Annotated in this window: 15 protein-coding genes; 13 read left to right on the top strand and 2 right to left on the bottom strand. The window is 70.0% G+C overall.

What is annotated here, in order from left to right; all coding sequences use genetic code 11:
• Positions 1-138 precede the first annotated feature (138 nt).
• The 13 genes from ftsH to phoR all read left to right on the top strand — a co-directional run bounded on the left by ftsH (position 139) and on the right by phoR (position 14999).
• Positions 139-2046: an ATP-dependent zinc metalloprotease FtsH gene (gene ftsH / locus I8E28_RS13455; protein WP_200788562.1), complete on the top strand. Its 1908-nt coding sequence runs from the start codon at positions 139-141 to the stop codon at positions 2044-2046.
• Positions 2047-2118: 72 nt separating this feature from the next.
• Positions 2119-2964, top strand: coding sequence for a dihydropteroate synthase (gene folP / locus I8E28_RS13450; RefSeq protein WP_200788561.1), 846 nt, complete (start codon positions 2119-2121; stop codon positions 2962-2964).
• Complete coding sequence (gene glmM, locus I8E28_RS13445; protein ID WP_200788560.1) at positions 2961-4295, top strand: phosphoglucosamine mutase; 1335 nt, start codon at positions 2961-2963, stop codon at positions 4293-4295. The genes folP and glmM overlap by 4 nt, the downstream gene beginning before the upstream one ends.
• Complete coding sequence (locus I8E28_RS13440) at positions 4295-4837, top strand: MOSC domain-containing protein (protein ID WP_200788559.1); 543 nt, start codon at positions 4295-4297, stop codon at positions 4835-4837. Before glmM ends, I8E28_RS13440 begins: the two co-directional genes overlap by 1 nt.
• A gap of 133 nt (positions 4838-4970) precedes the next feature.
• Positions 4971-7403, top strand: coding sequence for a catalase (locus tag I8E28_RS13435; RefSeq protein ID WP_200788558.1), 2433 nt, complete (start codon positions 4971-4973; stop codon positions 7401-7403).
• Positions 7404-7417: 14 nt separating this feature from the next.
• Entirely contained in the window at positions 7418-7900 is a 483-nt protein-coding gene (locus tag I8E28_RS13430; RefSeq protein ID WP_200788557.1) for a hemerythrin domain-containing protein, read from the top strand.
• Between the two features lie 504 nt (positions 7901-8404).
• Entirely contained in the window at positions 8405-9442 is a 1038-nt protein-coding gene (gene pstS, locus I8E28_RS13425) for a phosphate ABC transporter substrate-binding protein PstS (RefSeq protein WP_200788556.1), read from the top strand.
• Positions 9443-9559: 117 nt separating this feature from the next.
• Positions 9560-10522 (top strand): phosphate ABC transporter permease PstC, encoded by a 963-nt coding sequence (gene pstC, locus I8E28_RS13420; RefSeq protein WP_200788555.1) that lies wholly within the window; start codon positions 9560-9562, stop codon positions 10520-10522.
• A complete protein-coding gene (gene pstA / locus I8E28_RS13415; protein WP_200788554.1) occupies positions 10519-11418 on the top strand; it encodes a phosphate ABC transporter permease PstA in 900 nt (299 codons plus the stop codon). The genes pstC and pstA overlap by 4 nt, the downstream gene beginning before the upstream one ends.
• Before the next feature lie 4 nt (positions 11419-11422).
• The gene (gene pstB / locus I8E28_RS13410; protein ID WP_200788553.1) at positions 11423-12196 is read left to right on the top strand and encodes a phosphate ABC transporter ATP-binding protein PstB; all 774 of its coding nucleotides are present in this window, start codon (positions 11423-11425) and stop codon (positions 12194-12196) included.
• 11 nt (positions 12197-12207) lie between these two features.
• Positions 12208-12915 carry a phosphate signaling complex protein PhoU gene (gene phoU, locus I8E28_RS13405; protein ID WP_200788552.1) on the top strand — a complete coding sequence of 236 codons (708 nt, stop codon included), beginning with the start codon at positions 12208-12210 and terminating at the stop codon, positions 12913-12915.
• Positions 12912-13616, top strand: a complete 705-nt coding sequence (gene phoB / locus I8E28_RS13400) for a phosphate regulon transcriptional regulator PhoB (protein ID WP_200788551.1) — start codon at positions 12912-12914, stop codon at positions 13614-13616. Before phoU ends, phoB begins: the two co-directional genes overlap by 4 nt.
• Positions 13617-13643: 27 nt before the next feature.
• On the top strand, positions 13644-14999 hold the full coding sequence (gene phoR / locus I8E28_RS13395) for a phosphate regulon sensor histidine kinase PhoR (RefSeq protein ID WP_200788550.1): 1356 nt from the start codon (positions 13644-13646) through the stop codon (positions 14997-14999).
• On the opposite strand, the gene I8E28_RS13390 is transcribed toward phoR, so the two are convergent.
• Positions 14947-16299, bottom strand: a complete 1353-nt coding sequence (locus tag I8E28_RS13390) for an MATE family efflux transporter (RefSeq protein ID WP_200788549.1) — start codon at positions 16297-16299, stop codon at positions 14947-14949. The two genes, phoR and I8E28_RS13390, sit on opposite strands and share 53 nt — an antisense overlap.
• Entirely contained in the window at positions 16299-17978 is a 1680-nt protein-coding gene (locus tag I8E28_RS13385; RefSeq protein ID WP_200788548.1) for a hypothetical protein, read from the bottom strand. Before I8E28_RS13385 ends, I8E28_RS13390 begins: the two co-directional genes overlap by 1 nt.
• Positions 17979-18073: the final 95 nt, after the last annotated feature.

The raw sequence follows: 18073 nt of genomic DNA, 5'->3' as shown, positions 1-18073 counted from the left end.
TGTAGCGCGGGTGACCGGATGTCACCGAATTCACTATGGATTCCGTAGCGAATATGCATTAGGGGCGGGGTTGAAACCCCTAGAATGGGACGCACCTGAGATGGGCCCGCCCCGCCTCACCACTCCCCGGAGTCCGATTTGAACAATCAGTGGTTTTCCAAGATCGCCGTCTGGCTCGTCATCGCGCTCGTGCTGTTCACGGTGTTCAAGCAGTTCGACTCGCGCGGCGCCGCCGGCGCATCGCCGGTCGCGTACTCGGACTTCCTCGACCAGGTCCGCAACAAGCAGATCAAGAAGGCCGAGATCCAGGAAGGCCAGGCCGGGGGCACGCAGATCATCGCGGAGACCCTGGACGGCGGGAAGGTGCGCACCACGGCCACCTACCTCGATCGCGGCCTGGTCGGTGACCTGGTGAACAACGGCGTCAAGTTCGACGTCAAGCCGCGCGAGGAAGGCTCGCTGCTCATGACGCTGCTCGTGAGCTGGGGCCCGATGCTGCTGCTGATCGGCGTGTGGATCTACTTCATGCGCCAGATGCAGGGCGGCGGCAAGGGCGGCGCGTTCTCGTTCGGCAAGAGCAAGGCGCGCATGCTCGACGAGAACAACAACCAGGTCACCTTCGCCGACGTCGCGGGCTGCGACGAGGCCAAGGAGGAGACCAAGGAAGTCGTCGACTTCCTGAAGGACCCGCAGAAATTCCAGAAGCTGGGCGGGCGCATCCCGCGCGGCCTGCTGCTGGTCGGGCCCCCCGGCACCGGCAAGACCCTGCTGGCCAAGGCCATCGCCGGCGAGGCCAAGGTGCCGTTCTTCTCGATCTCCGGTTCCGACTTCGTCGAGATGTTCGTCGGCGTGGGCGCGGCCCGTGTGCGCGACATGTTCGAGAACGCCAAGAAGAACGCGCCTTGCATCATCTTCATCGACGAAATCGACGCGGTCGGCCGCCAGCGTGGCGCCGGCCTGGGCGGCGGCAACGACGAGCGCGAGCAGACCCTCAACCAGATGCTGGTCGAGATGGACGGCTTCGAGACCAACCTGGGCGTCATCGTCATCGCGGCCACCAACCGTCCCGACATCCTGGACGCGGCGCTGCTGCGCCCGGGCCGCTTCGACCGCCAGGTCTACGTGCAGCTGCCGGACATCCGCGGCCGCGAGCAGATCCTGAACGTCCACATGCGCAAGATCCCGATCGGCCAGGACGTCAACGCCAGCATCATCGCGCGCGGCACGCCCGGCATGTCGGGCGCCGACCTGGCCAACCTTTGCAACGAAGCCGCCCTGATGGCCGCCCGCCGCAACGCGCGCGTGGTGGAGATGCAGGACTTCGAGAAGGCCAAGGACAAGATCTTCATGGGCCCCGAGCGCAAGTCCGCCGTCATGGACGCGGAGGAGCTCAAGAACACGGCCTACCACGAGGCCGGGCACGCGATCGTGATGCTCAACCTGCCCAAGCACGACCCGGTGCACAAGGTGACCATCATGCCGCGCGGCCGCGCGCTGGGCGTCACCTTCTACCTGCCCGAGAAGGACCGCTACTCGCAGGACAAGGAATACATGCTGTCCAACATCGCCAGCCTGTTCGGCGGGCGCATCGCGGAAGAGGTGTTCATGCACCAGATGACCACCGGCGCCAGCAACGACTTCGAGCGCGCGACCAGCATCGCCCGCGACATGGTCATGCGCTACGGCATGTCCGACGTCATGGGCCCGATGGTCTACGCGGACAACGAGGGCGAGGTGTTCCTGGGCCGCTCGGTCACCAAGACCACCAACATCTCCGAGCAGACCATGCAGAAGGTCGACCAGGAGGTGCGCCGCATCATCGACGAGCAGTACGCCCTGGCGCGCCGCATCATCGAGGAGCAGCGCGACAAGGTGGAAGCCATCACCAAGGCCCTGCTCGAGTGGGAGACGATCGACCGCGAGCAGCTGGACGACATCATGGCCGGCCGCGACCCGCGCCCGCCCAAGGACTTCACGCCGCGCACGCCCCCGTCCGGTTCGGGTGGCACGCCGGTGGTCACGGACCCGTCGCCCAGCGCGGCCTGAAACCGCCGCGCTAGCTCCAAGGGGCCCCTCGGGGCCCCTTGGCGTTGGTGGCCCTGGCGCACAATCCAGCCCATGCACTGGCAGACCGCGCGGCAGCGCATCGACCTGTCGCGCCCCCGCGTGATGGGTATCGTCAACCTGACGCCCGATTCCTTCTCGGACGGCGGCCGGCTGGCGGACGTGCCCGCGGCGCTCGCGTACTGCGAGCGGCTGCTGCGCGAGGGCGCCGACATCCTCGACCTGGGCGCGGAATCAACCCGGCCGGGGTCGCCGCCGGTGCCCGCCGACGAGGAATTGCGCCGGCTGCTGCCGGTGCTGCGCGAAGCGGTGAAGCTGGGCGCGCCGGTGTCGGTCGACACGTCGAAGGCCGAAGTGATGCGCGAGGCGCTGGACGCCGGCGCCGACATCGTCAACGACATCTGGGCGCTGCGGCAGCCGGGCGCATTGGACGCCGTCGCGGCGCATCCGGCGTGCGGCGTCTGCCTGATGCACATGCACGGCGAGCCGCGCACGATGCAGCTGGCGCCCATGCAAGGCGACGCCACCGCGCAGGTGGCCGCGTTCCTGCAGGAGCGCGCCGGTGCGGTGCGTGCCCGCGGCGTCGCCGCCGAACGCATCGTGCTCGACCCCGGCGTGGGGTTCGGCAAGACGCCGGCGCAGAACTTCGGCCTGCTGAGCGCGCAGCGCGGGCTGCTGGAGCTGGGCTACCCGCTGCTGGTGGGCTGGTCGCGCAAGTCGTCGCTGGGGCAGGCCACCGGCCTGTCCGCCGGTGAGCGGCTGGTGCCCAGCGTCGCGGCGGCACTGCTGGCCGTCGAGCGCGGTGCAAGGGTCGTGCGCGTGCACGACGTGAAGGACACGGTGGCGGCGCTGCAGGTGTGGCGCGCCGCGAGCCAGGACATTGGGAAGGACATGGCATGAGCAGGACTTACTTCGGCACCGACGGCATCCGCGGCACCGTGGGCCAGGCGCCCATCACCCCGGACTTCGTGCTGCGCCTCGCGCATGCCGTCGGTCGCGTGCTCAAGCGCACCGAGGAACGGCCCACGGTCCTCATCGGCAAGGACACCCGCATCTCCGGCTACATGCTGGAGAGCGCGCTGGAATCGGGCTTCAACTCCGCCGGCGTCGACGTCGTGCTGCTCGGCCCGCTGCCGACGCCGGGCGTCGCGTACCTCACGCGCGCGCAACGCGCGAGCCTGGGCGTCGTGATCAGCGCCAGCCACAACCCGTACGCCGACAACGGCATCAAGTTCTTCAGCGCGCAGGGCACCAAGCTGCCCGATTCGTGGGAGCAGGCGGTCGAGGCGGCCCTCGACGAGCCGCCGGTGTGGGTCGACTCCGCCAGCCTGGGCAAGGCGCGCCGCCTCGACGACGCTGCGGGACGTTACATCGAGTTCTGCAAGAGCACGTTCTCGAACGACCTCACGCTCAAGGGCCTGTCGCTGGTCGTCGACGCGGCCAACGGGGCCGCGTACCACATCGCGCCGAAGGTGTTCCACGAGCTCGGCGCCGAGATCCACTGCATCGGCTGCAATCCGGACGGCCTCAACATCAACAAGGGCTTCGGCGCGACGCATCCGGAAGCGCTGGTGAAGGCGGTGCGAGAGCAGGGCGCCGACTTCGGCATCGCGCTCGACGGCGACGCCGACCGCCTGCAGATGGTCGACGGCGACGGCCGCCTGTTCAACGGCGACGAGCTGCTGTACCTCATGGTCGCGGACCGCCAGGCCAGCGGCGAGCGCGTCCCCGGTGCGGTCGGCACGCTCATGACCAACATGGCGGTCGAACTGGCGCTGCGCGCGCGCGACGTCGAGTTCGTGCGCGCCAAGGTCGGCGACCGCTACGTGCTGGAAGAACTGGAGCGCCGCGGCTGGCTGCTGGGCGGCGAAGGCTCGGGCCACCTGCTGGCCCTGGACAAGCACACCACGGGCGACGGCCTGATCAGCGCGTTGCAGGTGCTGAAAGCCAGCGTGCGGCGCGGCTGCAGCCTCGGGCACCTGCTCGAAGGCGTGCGCCTCTACCCACAGACGCTGGTCAACGTGCGCCTGCAGGCCGGCCAGGACTGGAAGCAGAGCCGCGGCCTGGCGCAGGCGCAGATGGAGCTCGAGCAGCAGCTCTCGGGCCGCGGCCGCATCCTGATCCGCCCGAGCGGCACCGAACCCGTCGTGCGCGTGATGGTCGAGGCCGAGGACGAGAAACTCGCGCGCAACGGCGCCGAGTCGCTGGCGGCCGCGATCAAGGCCGGCTGATGGCGGCGCGTGTCGTCGCCGTCCACCGCAGCAGCAGCCACAGCTTCAGCAAGTTCGCCGAGGACGCGATCCGGCTCGTCGAAGGGCTGGGGGTCGAGGGCGACGCGCATGCGGGTTCGACGGTGAAGCACCGTTCGCGCGTGCGCCGCGATCCCTCGCAGCCGAACCTGAGGCAGGTGCACCTGCTGCACGCCGAGCTGTTCGACGAGCTGCTGCCACGCGGCTTCGCGGTGTGGCCCGGCGAGATGGGCGAGAACGTCACGACGCGCGGCGTCGACCTGCTCGCGCTGCCTACCGGCACCCTCCTGCAGTTCGGCGCCGGCGCGCAGGTGGAACTCACCGGCCTGCGCAACCCGTGTTCGCAGATCGACAGGTTCCAGCCCGGCTTGATGCAGGCCGTGCTCGATCGCGATGCGCACGGCGCGCTGGTGCGCAAGTCGGGCGTGATGGCCGTCGTGCGTCGGGGCGGCGAGGTGCGCGCCGACGACCCGATCGAGGTGATCCTGCCGACGGGCAAGTTGAGGCCTCTCGAGCCGGTCTGACCTCCCGTGAGCGCGATGGTCGCCGCCGGCCATGGCTCGGCGCAATGGCTGGGCTTTCGGACATGAGCCTCGCTCCTACATGGAGTGGCAGCAGGGGCACTTAACGTGCGTCCTTCCGCTACTGCGAGGCGCCATGCCCAAGTCCACCAAGACCCCTCCCAAGCCTGCCAGTCGCGCCGCCGCGAAATCGGCGTCCCGCAACACCGACAGCGGGCCCAGCAGCGTCACGGGTGCGATGCTCGATGCACCGGCCAGGAAGATGGTGCAGGTGCAGGACCTGGCGGCAGCCATGCCGCACAACCCCACCAAGCCGGCCGAGCACGGGTTCGCCAATGGCGTGAAGCCGCAGACTGGCGCCACGGCCGAGCCAGCCTCGCGGCTGCCCACCGGCAGCACGCTGTCGGAGACCAATGCGAACGACAAGGCGGGCACGCTGGCGGACGAGGGGCGCAATCCGCTGGTCGATCCGCTGGACCGCGTGCGGGTCGATTCCACCGGCCAGGTGCTCACGACCAACCAGGGCGTGCGGGTCGCGGACAACCAGAACTCGCTGAAGTACGGCGTGCGCGGCCCCGCGCTGCTGGAGGACTTCATCCTGCGCGAGAAGATCACGCACTTCGACCACGAGCGCATCCCGGAGCGCATCGTGCACGCCCGCGGCTCCGGCGCGCACGGCGTGTTCGAGTGCTACGAGCCGCTCACCGACATCACCATGGCCGCGCCGTTCCAGGCCGCGGGCAAGAAGACCCCGGTGTTCGTGCGCTTTTCCACCGTGCAGGGCGAGCGCGGCTCCAAGGACACGGCGCGCGACGTGCGCGGCTTCGCCGTCAAGTTCTACACCGACGAGGGCAACTGGGACCTGGTGGGCAACAACATCCCGGTGTTCTTCATCCAGGACGCGATGAAGTTTCCCGACCTCGTGCACGCCGTCAAGCCCGAGCCGCACCACCAGATGCCGCAGGCGGCCAGCGCGCACGACACGTTCTGGGATTTCGTGTCGCTGATGCCCGAGTCCACGCACATGCTGATGTGGGTGATGAGCGACCGCGCCATCCCACGCAGCTTCGCCACCATGCAGGGCTTCGGCGTGCATACCTTCCGCATGGTCAACGCGCAAGGCGAGTCGGTGTTCGTCAAGTTCCACTGGTCGCCCATCGCGGGCACGCATTCGCTGGTGTGGGACGAGGCGGTGAAGATCTCCGGCGCCGACCCGGACTACCACCGGCGCGACCTCTGGGAACGCATCGAGGCCGGTGCCTACCCCGAGTACGAACTCGCGCTGCAGGTGTTCACCGAGGAGCAGGCCGAGCAGTTCAGCTTCGACATCCTCGACGCCACGAAGATCATCCCCGAGGAGCTGGTGCCATTGCGGCCGGTCGGGCGCATGGTCCTGAACCGCAATCCCGACAACTTCTTCGCCGAGACCGAGCAGGTCGCGTTCTGCACCGCGCACGTCGTGCCGGGCATCGACTTCAGCAACGACCCGCTGCTGGCGGGCCGCATCCACTCCTACGTCGACACGCAGATCTCGCGCCTGGGCGGCCCCAACTTCCACGAGATCCCGATCAACGCGCCGGTCGCGCCGGTGCACAACAACCAGCGCGACGGCTTCCACCGCCAGGCGATCCCGCGCGGGCGTGTCGCCTACGAGCCCAACTCGCTGGCCGGCGGCTGCCCGTTCCAGGCCGGCGCGATGCAGCAGGGGTTCGTCTCGGTGCCCGCGCGCATCCGCGCCGACGACGACCAGGGCAAGGTGCGCGCCAAGCCGGAGAAGTTCGCCGACCACTACACGCAGGCGAAGCTGTTCTTCGAGAGCCAGACGCCGGTGGAGCAGGACCACATCGCCAATGCATTCCGGTTCGAGCTGTCCAAGGTCACCGTGCCGGCGGTGCGCGAGCGCATGGTGGCTGGGCTCCTGAACGTGTCCGGGTGGCTGGCGAAGAAGGTGGCGACCGGGCTGGGCATCGACCCGCTCCCCGAGCCGTTGCCGCTGGCCATGCCCGACCCCGCCGAGCCGGAGGTGGAGCGCTCGCCTGCGCTGTCGCTGCTGGCCCGGCCGGGGGACGGATCGCTCAAAGGGCGCAAGGTGGCGCTGCTCGTCGCGCCAGGGGTGCATGGCGCGTCACTCACGGCCGTCCAACAGGCGCTCGTGGCCGAAGGGGCGGTTGCGCGCCTGGTGGGCACCCGCATCGGCCGCATGCCGACGGTGGACGGCGAGTCGCTCGACGCCGATGCGTCGCTGGAAAACGAACCAGGCTTCCTGTTCGACGCGCTCGTCCTGCCGGACGGCGAGGAGGGCGTCGCGGCGCTCGCGCAGGACGGCCACACGATGGAGTTCATCAAGGACCAGTTCCGGCATTGCAAGACCATCCTGTCGATCGGCTCCTCCCACCTGCTGATGGCCCGCGCCGGCCTGCCGATGGTGCTGGACAAGAGCTACGAACAGGGTGGCACCGGCCTCGTCTTCACCGACGTCGCCAATGCACGTACCGGCGCGGCCACGTTCATCGAAGCCATGCGCAAGCACCGGCACTTCGGCCGCGAGATGGACCCGCCGCTGATGTGAGAGCAGGACGAACAATGCCCCAAACCACCGACAAGGACGCGTGCGAACTGCTCGACGCGGACCACCTCGCCGTCAAGCACCTCTTCGTGGAATACGCGCGGCTCGCCATGGCGACGCCGTCCGGGTCCGCCGCCGAGCGCAAGGCGCTCGCCACGAAGATCTGCAACGAACTGACCGTGCATGCGCAGATCGAGGAGGAGATCTTCTATCCGGCGCTGCGGGGAGCGGTGCCTGATGCCGCCGACGTTGTCGATGAAGGCCTGCAGGAGCACCAGGACGCCAAGGACCTGATTGCCCGGATCCGCGGGATGGGCCAGGCGGACGACGCGATGGACAAGCTCGTCTCCGAGCTGGCGCGCAGCATCGAGCACCACGTGAAGGAAGAGCGCGACGAGCTCTTCCCGAAGGCGAAGGCGGCTCCTCGGATGGACTTGGCAGGGCTCGGCGCCCAGCTGCGGGACCGTCAGCAGGAATTGCAGGCCGGACTGCGCGCGTGAACGGCCGGCGAGGCTGGCTCGCGCGGTTGCTGGACGACCGGGCCGGGCGGCGGTGCCGCGCGGGTGCCGGTCGCGCCAGCGCGGGGGGTGTCTCCCGAACCACCTGGGCAGCTGCGTCAGCCTGTAGCGCGCCGCGATGAGGCCGGCGAGCGAGAGCGGCGCTGGCGGCTCGTCGGACAGGCGCGCGGGTGCATCGCGGTACGACCGGGATGGGCCTGCCGTTGGGCTTGCCGGATTGGGAGAAGGCGGGCGCCGCCAGCGCGGCGGCGGTGGACGCAGCTCACGGCGGCTCAGCGCGGGGAAGTGGCGCGCGAGGCGCAGGGCCATGGGCTCTCTCCTTCTGTCGGGGTCGGCGGCCGGGCCTAGGCGGCCGGCGTGACCGAGCAGTGCCGGGTCGATGGCAGGACCGTGACGTTGAGGTGGCAAGGACTCCCCTCGCTGTCACGGGGCTGTCACGGATCCTTCCTAAAGTCCACCGCATCCCATCCAAAGAGGATCAAGCCCATGAACCTGACCTTCCGCACGGCCGCCTTCGGCCTCGCCACGCTGTCGATTGCCGGCCTCGCCGCTGCCCAGGACGTCACCGGCGCGGGCGCGAGCTTTCCCGCCCCGCTGTACGCCAAGTGGGCAGCCGACTACAACAGGGCCACGGGCTCCAGGATCAATTACCAGTCCGTGGGCTCCGGCGCGGGCATCCGCCAGATCGAGGCCAGGACCATCGACTTCGGCGCGTCCGACGCCCCGCTCAAGGACGAGGACCTCGCCGCCAAGGGACTGGTGCAGTTCCCGATGGTGATCGGCGGCGTCGTGCCCGTGGTCAACATCAAGGGCGTGCCCCCCGGCCAGCTGCGGCTGAACGGCCAGGTGCTCGGCGACATCTACCTGGGCAAGGTCGCCAAGTGGTCCGACCCGGCGATCAAGGCGTTGAACCCGTCGCTCAACCTGCCCGACGCGCCGATCGCGCCGGTGCGCCGCGCCGATGGTTCGGGCACCAGCTTCATCTTCACCAACTACCTGTCGAAGGTGAACGCCGAGTGGAAGTCCAGGGTCGGCGAGGGCACGGCGGTGAACTGGCCGACCGGTGCCGGCGGCAAGGGCAACGAAGGCGTCGCCGCGTTCGTCGGCCGCCTGCCGAATTCGATCGGCTACGTCGAGTACGCGTACGTGAAGCAGAACAAGATGGCCTACGCGCTGATGCAGAACGCGGGCGGCCAGTTCGTCGCGCCCGAGGACAAGGCCTTCAAGGCGGCAGCCGCCGGTGCCGACTGGTCGAAGAGCACGTACCAGATCCTCACCAACCAGCCGGGCGCCGAAAGCTGGCCGATCACCGGGGCCACCTTCATCCTCATGCACAAGCAGCAGGACAAGCCGCAGCAAGCCACGGCGGCCGTGAAGTTCTTCGAGTGGGCCTACAGGAACGGCGACAAGACCGCCGACGACCTCGACTACGTGCCGATGCCGGCCGCCGTGAAGGCCCAGGTCGAGAAGATGTGGACGACCGAGCTCAAGGACGGTTCGGGCAAGTCGATTGCCTGGAAGTGACGCTGCGCGCGGTTCGCCACTCGACAGCCAGGGAGTGACGTGGTGTCCTCTACACTGCCGGCCGGTGAGGCCAGCTTCCCCGTCGCGGGCCGTGCGGCCCGCGACGAGGAACGCCGCATGACCATTCCCCCCAAGCGTCCCGCCCGCACCGCCGCGTGGGTCGACCGCCTGTTCGGCTGGGCGGCACGCGGCGCCGCCATCCTCACCCTCGCGCTGCTCGCCGGCATCCTGTTCTCGCTGGTGGTCGGCGCCTGGCCCGCGATCGAGAAGTACGGCCTCGATTTCCTCGCCAGCAGCGTGTGGGACCCGGTCGCGAACGAGTTCGGCGGCCTCGTCATGGTGTACGGCACGATCGCCACGTCGCTCATCGCGCTGGTCATCGCGGTGCCCGTCAGCTTCGGCATCGCGCTGTTCCTGACCGAACTGTCGCCGGCCTGGCTCAAGCGCCCGCTGGGCACCGCCATCGAGCTGCTCGCCGCCGTGCCGTCGATCGTCTACGGCATGTGGGGCCTGCTGGTGTTCGGGCCGATCCTGTCCACCTTCGTGCAGCAGCCCCTGCAGGCGCTGCTGGCCAACGTGCCCTACCTGGGAACGCTGGTGTCCGGCCCGCCGGTGGGCATCGGCATCCTGTCGGCCGGGATCATCCTGGCCATCATGATCATCCCCTTCATCGCCGCCGTGATGCGTGACGTGTTCGACGTCACGCCGCCGATGCTCAAGGAGTCCGCGTACGCGCTGGGCTCGACGACCTGGGAAGTGGTGTGGAAGGTGGTGCTGCCGTACACCAAGGCCGGCGTCGTCGGCGGCATCATGCTCGGCCTCGGCCGCGCGCTGGGCGAGACGATGGCCGTGACCTTCGTCATCGGCAACTTCAACCAGCTCGATTCGCTGTCGCTGTTCCAGCCGGCCAACAGCATCACCTCCGCGCTGGCCAACGAATTCGCCGAAGCCGCCAGCGGCCTGCACCAGGCGGCGTTGATCTACCTGGGCCTGGTGCTGTTCTTCATCACGTTCGTGGTGCTGGCGCTGTCCAAGCTGCTGCTGTCACGCCTGCGCCGCGGCGAGGGGACGCGCGCATGACGGTCGAGACCACGCACACGGGCGAGGATCTGCTGCTGCGCGCCGACGCCGCGCACTCCCGCGGCCGGCGCTACGCGTCCCGCAAGCGCGTGAACGCCATCGCGCTCTCCCTGTCGTTGGCCGCCATGGCCTTCGGCATCTTCTGGCTGGTGTGGATCCTGTGGGAGACCGTGCGGCTCGGCATCGGCGGGCTGGCGTGGGCGACCGTCACGCAGATGACGCCGGCACCGAACGAAGCCGGCGGAATCGCCAACGCGATCTGGGGCTCGGCGCTGATGGTGCTGCTGGCCACCTGCATCGCGACGCCCATCGGCATCCTGGCGGGCATCTACCTGGCCGAATACGACCGCAGCGGGTGGCTCGGGTCCGTCACGCGCTTCGTCAACGACATCCTGCTGTCGGCGCCGTCGATCGTGATCGGCCTGTTCGTCTACGCGGTGGTGGTCGCGCGCTTCAGGCAGTTCTCGGGCTGGGCCGGCGTCTGCGCGCTGGGGCTGATCGTCATCCCGGTGGTGATCCGCACCACCGAGAACATGCTGGTGCTGGTGCCCGCGGGCCTGCGCGAGGCGGCGTACGCCCTTGGCGCGCCCAAGTGGCGCGTCATCCTGAGCATCACCTTGCGCGCCGCGCGCGCGGGCGTCGTGACCGGCGTGCTGCTGGCGGTGGCGCGCATTTCGGGCGAGACGGCGCCGCTGCTGTTCACCGCGCTGAACAACCAGTTCTGGACGTCCGACCTGTCGCAGCCGATCGCGAGCCTGCCGGTCACCATCTTCAAGTTCGCCATGAGCCCCTACGAGAACTGGCAGCAGCTCGCGTGGGCCGGCGTGTTCCTCATCACCCTGGCCGTGCTCGGCCTGAATATCCTCGCGCGCGTGCTGACGCGCACCAGGACCTGACACCATGAGCGCCACCTCGCCGACGCGTCCCAAGATTTCGGTCCGTGACCTGAACTTCTGGTACGGCAAGTTCCACGCCCTCCGCGGCATCAACCTCGACATTCCCGAGAAGAAGGTCACCGCCTTCATCGGCCCGTCGGGCTGCGGCAAGTCGACGCTGCTGCGCACCTTCAACCGCATGTTCGAGCTCTACCCGGAGCAGCGCGCCGAAGGGCGGATCGTGCTCGACGGCCAGGACCTGCTGACCTCGAAGGAAGACGTCGCGCTGGTGCGCGCCAAGGTGGGCATGGTGTTCCAGAAGCCGACGCCGTTCCCGATGTCGATCTACGACAACATCGCGTTCGGCGTGCGGCTGTTCGAGAATCTCTCCAGCACCGACATGGACGAACGCGTCGAGTGGGCGCTGCGCAAGGCGGCGCTGTGGACCGAGGTCAAGGACAAGCTGGGCCAGGGCGGCGCCGGCCTGTCCGGCGGCCAGCAGCAGCGCCTGTGCATCGCCCGCGGCATCGCCATCAAGCCCGAGGTGCTGCTGCTGGACGAGCCGTGCTCGGCGCTGGACCCGATCTCCACCGCGAAGATCGAGGAACTGATCGCCGAACTGAAGTCGGACTACACGGTGGTGATCGTCACGCACAACATGCAGCAGGCCGCGCGCGTGAGCGACTACACGGCCTACATGTACCTGGGCGACCTGGTGGAAGTGGGGGAGACCGAGCAGATCTTCTTCAAGCCCCAGCGCCAGGAGACCGAGGACTACATCACCGGCCGCTTCGGCTGAGGGAGCACGCCATGCCCGACAAGCACCTCTCCACGCAGTTCGACAGCGACATGAACGCCGTCTCCTCGCGCCTGATGGAGCTCGGCGGCCTCGTCGAGTCGCAGATCCGGCAGGCGGTCCACGCGCTCTCGCACTTCAACGGCGAGGCCGCGGCCCAGGTCCTGGAGACCGAGCACCGGGTGAACGCGATGGAAGTGGACATCGACCGCGAGCTGTCGTCGATCATCGCCCGCCGCCAGCCGACCGCGCGGGACCTGCGCCTGCTGATGGCGATCTCCAAGACGACCGCCAACCTCGAGCGCGTCGGTGACGAAGCCGCCAAGATCGCGCGCATGGTGCGCTCGATCATCGACAGCGGCTCGACGCGCACGCTGCCCGCTTCGGAGCTGCGGGTGGCGGCCGACCTCGCGTCGGGCCTGCTGCGCAAGGCGCTCGACGCGTTCGCGCGCCTGGACACGGCCGCGGCGCTGGCGATCCTCAAGGAGGACGACCTGATCGACAAGGAATTCGACGGCTTCGTGCGCAAGCTGATCACGTACATGATGGAAGACCCGCGCACCATCTCGCCGAGCCTGGACCTGCTGTTCGTCGCCAAGGCGCTGGAGCGCATCGGGGACCACGCGAAGAACATCGCCGAGTTCATCATTTACGTCGTCAAGGGCGCCGACGTGCGCCACGCGTCGCTCGAGGAGATCGAGTCGGCGCTGTCCCGGGCATGAAGACCGTTCCCCGCATCCTGGTCGTCGAGGACGAGCCCGCAATCGCCGAGCTGGTGGCGGTCAACCTGCGGCACAACGGCTTCCAGCCCGTGTGGGCCGAGGACGGCGAGGCCGCGCAACGCGAGCTCGATGCGGTGCTGCCCGACGCGATCCTGCTGGACTGGATGCTGCCGGGCCAGGGCGGCCTGGTGCTGGCGCGCAAGTGGCGCAGCGCGCCGCGCACGAAGGGAATCCCGATCCTGATGCTCACCGCGCGCGGCGATGAGCCGGACAAGGTGGCAGGCCTGGACGCCGGCGCCGACGACTACATCACCAAGCCGTTCTCGACGCAGGAACTGCTCGCGCGCATCCGCGCGGTGCTGCGCCGGCGCGCGCCCGAGCAGGACCTGGAGGCGGTCACCATCGGCGGCCTCTCGCTCGACGCCGCCACGCACCGCGTGACGTGGCAGGGGCGGCAGCTGAAGGTCGGCCCGACCGAGTTCAAGCTGCTCAACTACCTGATGAAGCACCCGGAGCGCGTCCATTCCCGCGGACAACTGCTGGACAAGGTCTGGGGTGACCACGTGTTCATCGAGGAGCGCACGGTGGATGTCCACGTCAAGCGCCTGCGCGAGGCGCTGGGAGACGGTGGCACGATGGTCGAGACGGTGCGCGGGGCGGGGTATCGCCTCACCGCGCAGCCGCAGTCGGGCACGGCCTGACCCGGCCACGTCGCCTACGATCCGTCCATGCTCTGGCGCGCCTGCACCTTCCTGCTCGCCCTGCTCGTGGCTGCGCTCGCGGGCTGGTGGCTGGGGCGGGAGCTCGGCGTCGGCCTCGGCGTGGTCGGGGGATCGCTCGCGTGGTTCCTCCTCGATGCGAGCCGCGGCGCCCGCGTCCTGCGCTGGCTGCGTGCCGGGGCCGTGGCGCAGCCGCCGCTGGCGAGCGGCCTGTGGGGCGAACTCGGCGAACGGATCCGCCGCGCGCTGCGCACCCGCGAGCAGCGCGCCGACGACGCCGAGCGGCGCCTCACCGATTTCCTCGCCGCGATCCAGGCGTCGCCCAATGGCGTCGTGCTCCTTGACGAGGAGGGCCGCATCGAATGGTCGAACGGGACCGCGGCGGACCATTTCGGGCTGGATGCGGAGCGCGACCTGCAGCAACTGGTGGGCAACCTGGTGCGCGACCCGGCGTTCGCCGGCTACATGGCGCAGGGCGACTTCTCGCGCGACGTCGTCATCCCGGGCCGCGACCCGGCGGCGGCGGTGCCGCGGCGCCTGTCGGTGCAACTGCATCCTTACGGGAGCGGCCGCAAGCTGCTGCTGTCGCGCGACGTCACTGCGATCGACCAGGCGGACACCATGCGCCGCGATTTCGTCGCCAACGTCTCGCACGAGATCCGCACGCCGCTCACGGTGCTGGCAGGCTTCATCGAGACCATGCAGCAACTGCCGCTCGAGGAGTCGGACCGCGCCCGCTACCTGGCGATGATGGCGCAGCAGTCGCAGCGCATGCAGACGCTGGTGAGCGACTTGCTGACGCTGTCGCGGCTCGAGGGCAGCCCGCTGCCCGGCACCGGGGAGTGGACCCCGGTCGGCGCATTGCTGGCCCAGTGCGAGCAGGAGGCACGCGCGCTGGCCGTCGGTCTGGGCAAGCAGCAGGACCTGGTCGTCGACGCGGTGGAAGGACGCGAGCTCGCGGGCGCGGCGCCTGAACTGCTCAGCGCGATGTCGAACCTGGTGACGAATGCGGTGCGCTACACGCCGGCGAATGGCCACATCCGCGTGCGCTGGCGGGACCTGGCCGACGGGCGTGGCGAGTTCGCGGTGGACGACACGGGGCCCGGCATCGCGCGCGAGCACCTGCCGCGCCTGACGGAGCGCTTCTACCGCGTGGACCGCAGCCGCTCGCGGGAAACCGGCGGCACGGGCCTGGGGCTGGCGATCGTCAAGCACGTGGCGCAGCGCCACGGCGCCGAACTGCGCATCCACAGCACGCCGGGCACGGGCTCGACGTTCTCGATCGTGTTCGCGGCGGCCCGGCTGCGCACCGTCAGCGCCCAGGCGGGCGACGTTCCCGCACCACCTGCCACAGCAACGCCGTGAACGCGGCGGCGGTGAAGAACAGCGCGACCGCGCCGGCGGACCAGAAGGCCGCCGGAGTCTTCAGCGGCGCAATGGGGCCCGCGCCCGCATACGCCAGCAGGTAGCCACCACCCAGGCCCACGCCCCACAGCATCACGCAGTAGACGACCAGCGGCCGCGTGGCCACCCCATAGCTGCGCAGCAGGAACACGCCCACCGCCTGCATCGCGTCGGCGACGTGGTAGACAGCGACCCACAGGAGCAGCCCGCCCGCGACCGCCAGCACCGCAGGACGGTCGCCGGCGTACAGGTGCGCGATGCGATCGTGCAGCAGCGCGATGACGCACGACGTGCCGACGGCGAGGCCCAGCGCCAGCTTGTAGCCCACGCGCAGTGCGTGCCGTGCCTGGCGCTCGTCGCCGGCCCCGAGCCAGTAGCTCACGCGCGCACTCGTGGCCAGGGCCAGCGACAGCGGCGTCATGTACATCAACGCGGCGACGTTGCCCGCGATCTGGTGGCCGGCCGACGCCTCGATGCCCATGCGCGCGATCAGCAGCGCCATCAGCGTGAACGACGTGACTTCGACCAGCACGGCCAACGCCGTTGGCACGCCCCGCTTCGCGAAGGCACGCAGCGTCGGCCCGTGCGGCGGCTCCATCCGGCGCCACAGTTCGTAGGGCGCATAGAAGGCGTGCGTGCGCAGCGTCCACACGGCCACGAGCACCATCAGCCACTGCACGCACAGCGTTGCGTACGCGCAGCCGGCCAGCCCCAACGCCGGCACGCCGAGGCCGCCGAAGGTGAACCAGATGGACAGCGGCACCTTGACCGCCAGCGACGCGAGCTGCAGCCAGGTGACGAGCAGCGGCCGCCCGAGCGACTGGTTCAGCGTCGAGTAGCCGCGAAACAGCATGGACGCCGGCAGCGCCATGGCCAGGATCGCCAGGTAGTGCTCGACGTCGTCCTGCAACGCGATCGGCACGTCGGCCCACCGCAGCAGCGGGCCGGGGAAGAGCAGGGCGACGCCGCCGACGGCCACGGCGGCGAAGGCGACGTAGAGCGCCTGCCGGACCGAGCGGCCGACCTCCGCCTGCTTGCCGGCGCCGCGCAATTCCGCCCACACGGGCAGCAGCGCCTGCAAGGTGCCCACCAGCGCGACGAAGACACTGGCGAACACCGCCGCACCCACGGACAGGGCCGCGAGCGCCTCGGGCCGGTAGCGGCCGGCGATCACCGTGTCCGCGACCGCGAAGGCCATGGTGGCGAGTTGCCCGACCAGCACCGTGCCCGCGTGCCGGGTGATCGTGCGCAGCTCGGACATCAGCGCCTCTTGCGCCGGTACAGGTGGAACTGGTCGCGCGGGTCGTTGGCCCGGCCGACGGTGGTGACAAGGTCCCAGCGCGCCTTGTCCGGCAGTTCCTGGGCGTCCGAACCGACGATCAGCCAGATGCAGGCCGGCGAGGAGCCGATGGTCCGCAGGTCCAGGTTGCCGTGGTAGCGCAGGGCAGCTGCATGCGCGCGGCTGATGCCCATCGCCTCGACGCATGCGCCCGGGGCGATCGACTGCGAGATGCCGCGCACCACGGCGGCGTAGCTGCGCGCGTAGTCCAGCACCGGCAGCCACAGCGTCATCGCCAGCAGCCAGCACAGCGCGGAGCCGCCGGCGGGCAGCACCAGGCTTTTCCAGAGCGCCGACTGGTGGCGGCCGGCGCGCCACTTCACCAGCCACAGCCAGGCGAGCGTGCCGGCGAGCGCCAGGACGAACGCGAGCAGCGAGAAGCTGGGCACGTAGCCCGGCGCGAGGCGTGCCACGTTCGCCGCGGGCTTGGCCGGCACGCCGGTCTGCAGCGAGGTCCACACGCCCCAGATCACGACCGCGCACAGCGTGAAGAACAGCAGGGTGAACCAGTCGATCAGCGACGAGACGCTGCGGCGCAGCGTGGGCAATGCAAACACGGCCAGCGCGGCGAGCGCCGGCAGGCCGAGCAGCAGCGAGCGGTCCGACGAGGGCGTCATCAGCGTCGACACGATCGCGACCGTCGCGAACCACAGCGGCAGCGCCACGTGCCGGCTGGCGAGCTGGCGGCGCCAGCGCCACACCGTCCACAACGCCAGCGGGCCCGCGGGCCAGGTGAACCACAGCAGCAGCTTGACGCTGGCGTCCCAGTGCCGCTCGCTCGCGGGTTCCACGCGCCACCGCCACAGGTCGAGGCTGCCGGCCAGCAGCGCCACGGCGGCGCCCAGCAGCAGCAGGCCGGCGGCCCACCACCAGCGGGCGGACGACGAGTCGCGGCGATCTTCTTCCGCCGGCCAATCGACGACCGACAACACCGCACCGCCTGCCGCGAGCAGGAGTGCGGTACTCGGCGCGCCCGACAGCGCGAGCGCCGGCAGCGCGATGGCGACGGCGATCGCGGCCACCCAGGTGCGGAACGGCAGCGCCGCGAGGCCGTAGAAGGCGAGCGTGGAGAAGGCGAGTTGCGCGAGCGCGGGCGTCGTCTCGTGGCTCAGCTGCATCAGGCCGAGCGTGGCGATCAGCGCCAGCACGCCGCCGTCGGCGATCGCGCGGGCGTAGTCCTTCGGCGCTGCCTCGCCGCCGAAGGCGAAGGGAACGGGTTGCGCCGCCGGCGAGCGCGCCAGGTTGTAGACGCCGTACCAGGTGGCCGCCAGCGTGAGCGCCAGCAGGACGATGAAGGGCACGCGGGCGGCGAAGTCCGCCGGCACCCAGGCCGGCGCGGCCCGGATCGCCCACGCGCCGAGCCAATAGGGCATCAGCGCGTCGTATTCGGGGGCCTGGCCCAGCATGCGCGGCGCCAGCCAGTCGGTGGCACCGCGGGCCAGTTCCAGCATGTAGCCGAAGGCGGTGGCGTCCTGCGCGCGCCACGGGTCGCGGCCGATGAATCCCGGCAGCACGTACGCGGCGCAGAACAGCAGCAGGGCCCAACGCGGCAGCCGCCGCACGGCGCTCTGGGCGACGATGGCGGGGGTGGGCTGGTTCACGCGGGCGAGTGTGGCACAGGCAAGCGAAAGGGCAGCGCGGTCGCCCGGGCTGCCCTTGCGGAGGCGCGGCGGCAGCGCACGGCTGCCGGCAGCGG

Origin of the sequence: Ramlibacter algicola, assembly GCF_016641735.1 — a bacterium.
Classification (GTDB): domain Bacteria; phylum Pseudomonadota; class Gammaproteobacteria; order Burkholderiales; family Burkholderiaceae_C; genus Ramlibacter; species Ramlibacter algicola.
Note: the sequence above shows the minus strand (reverse complement) of the source record. Positions and strands in the feature narration are given on the sequence as shown.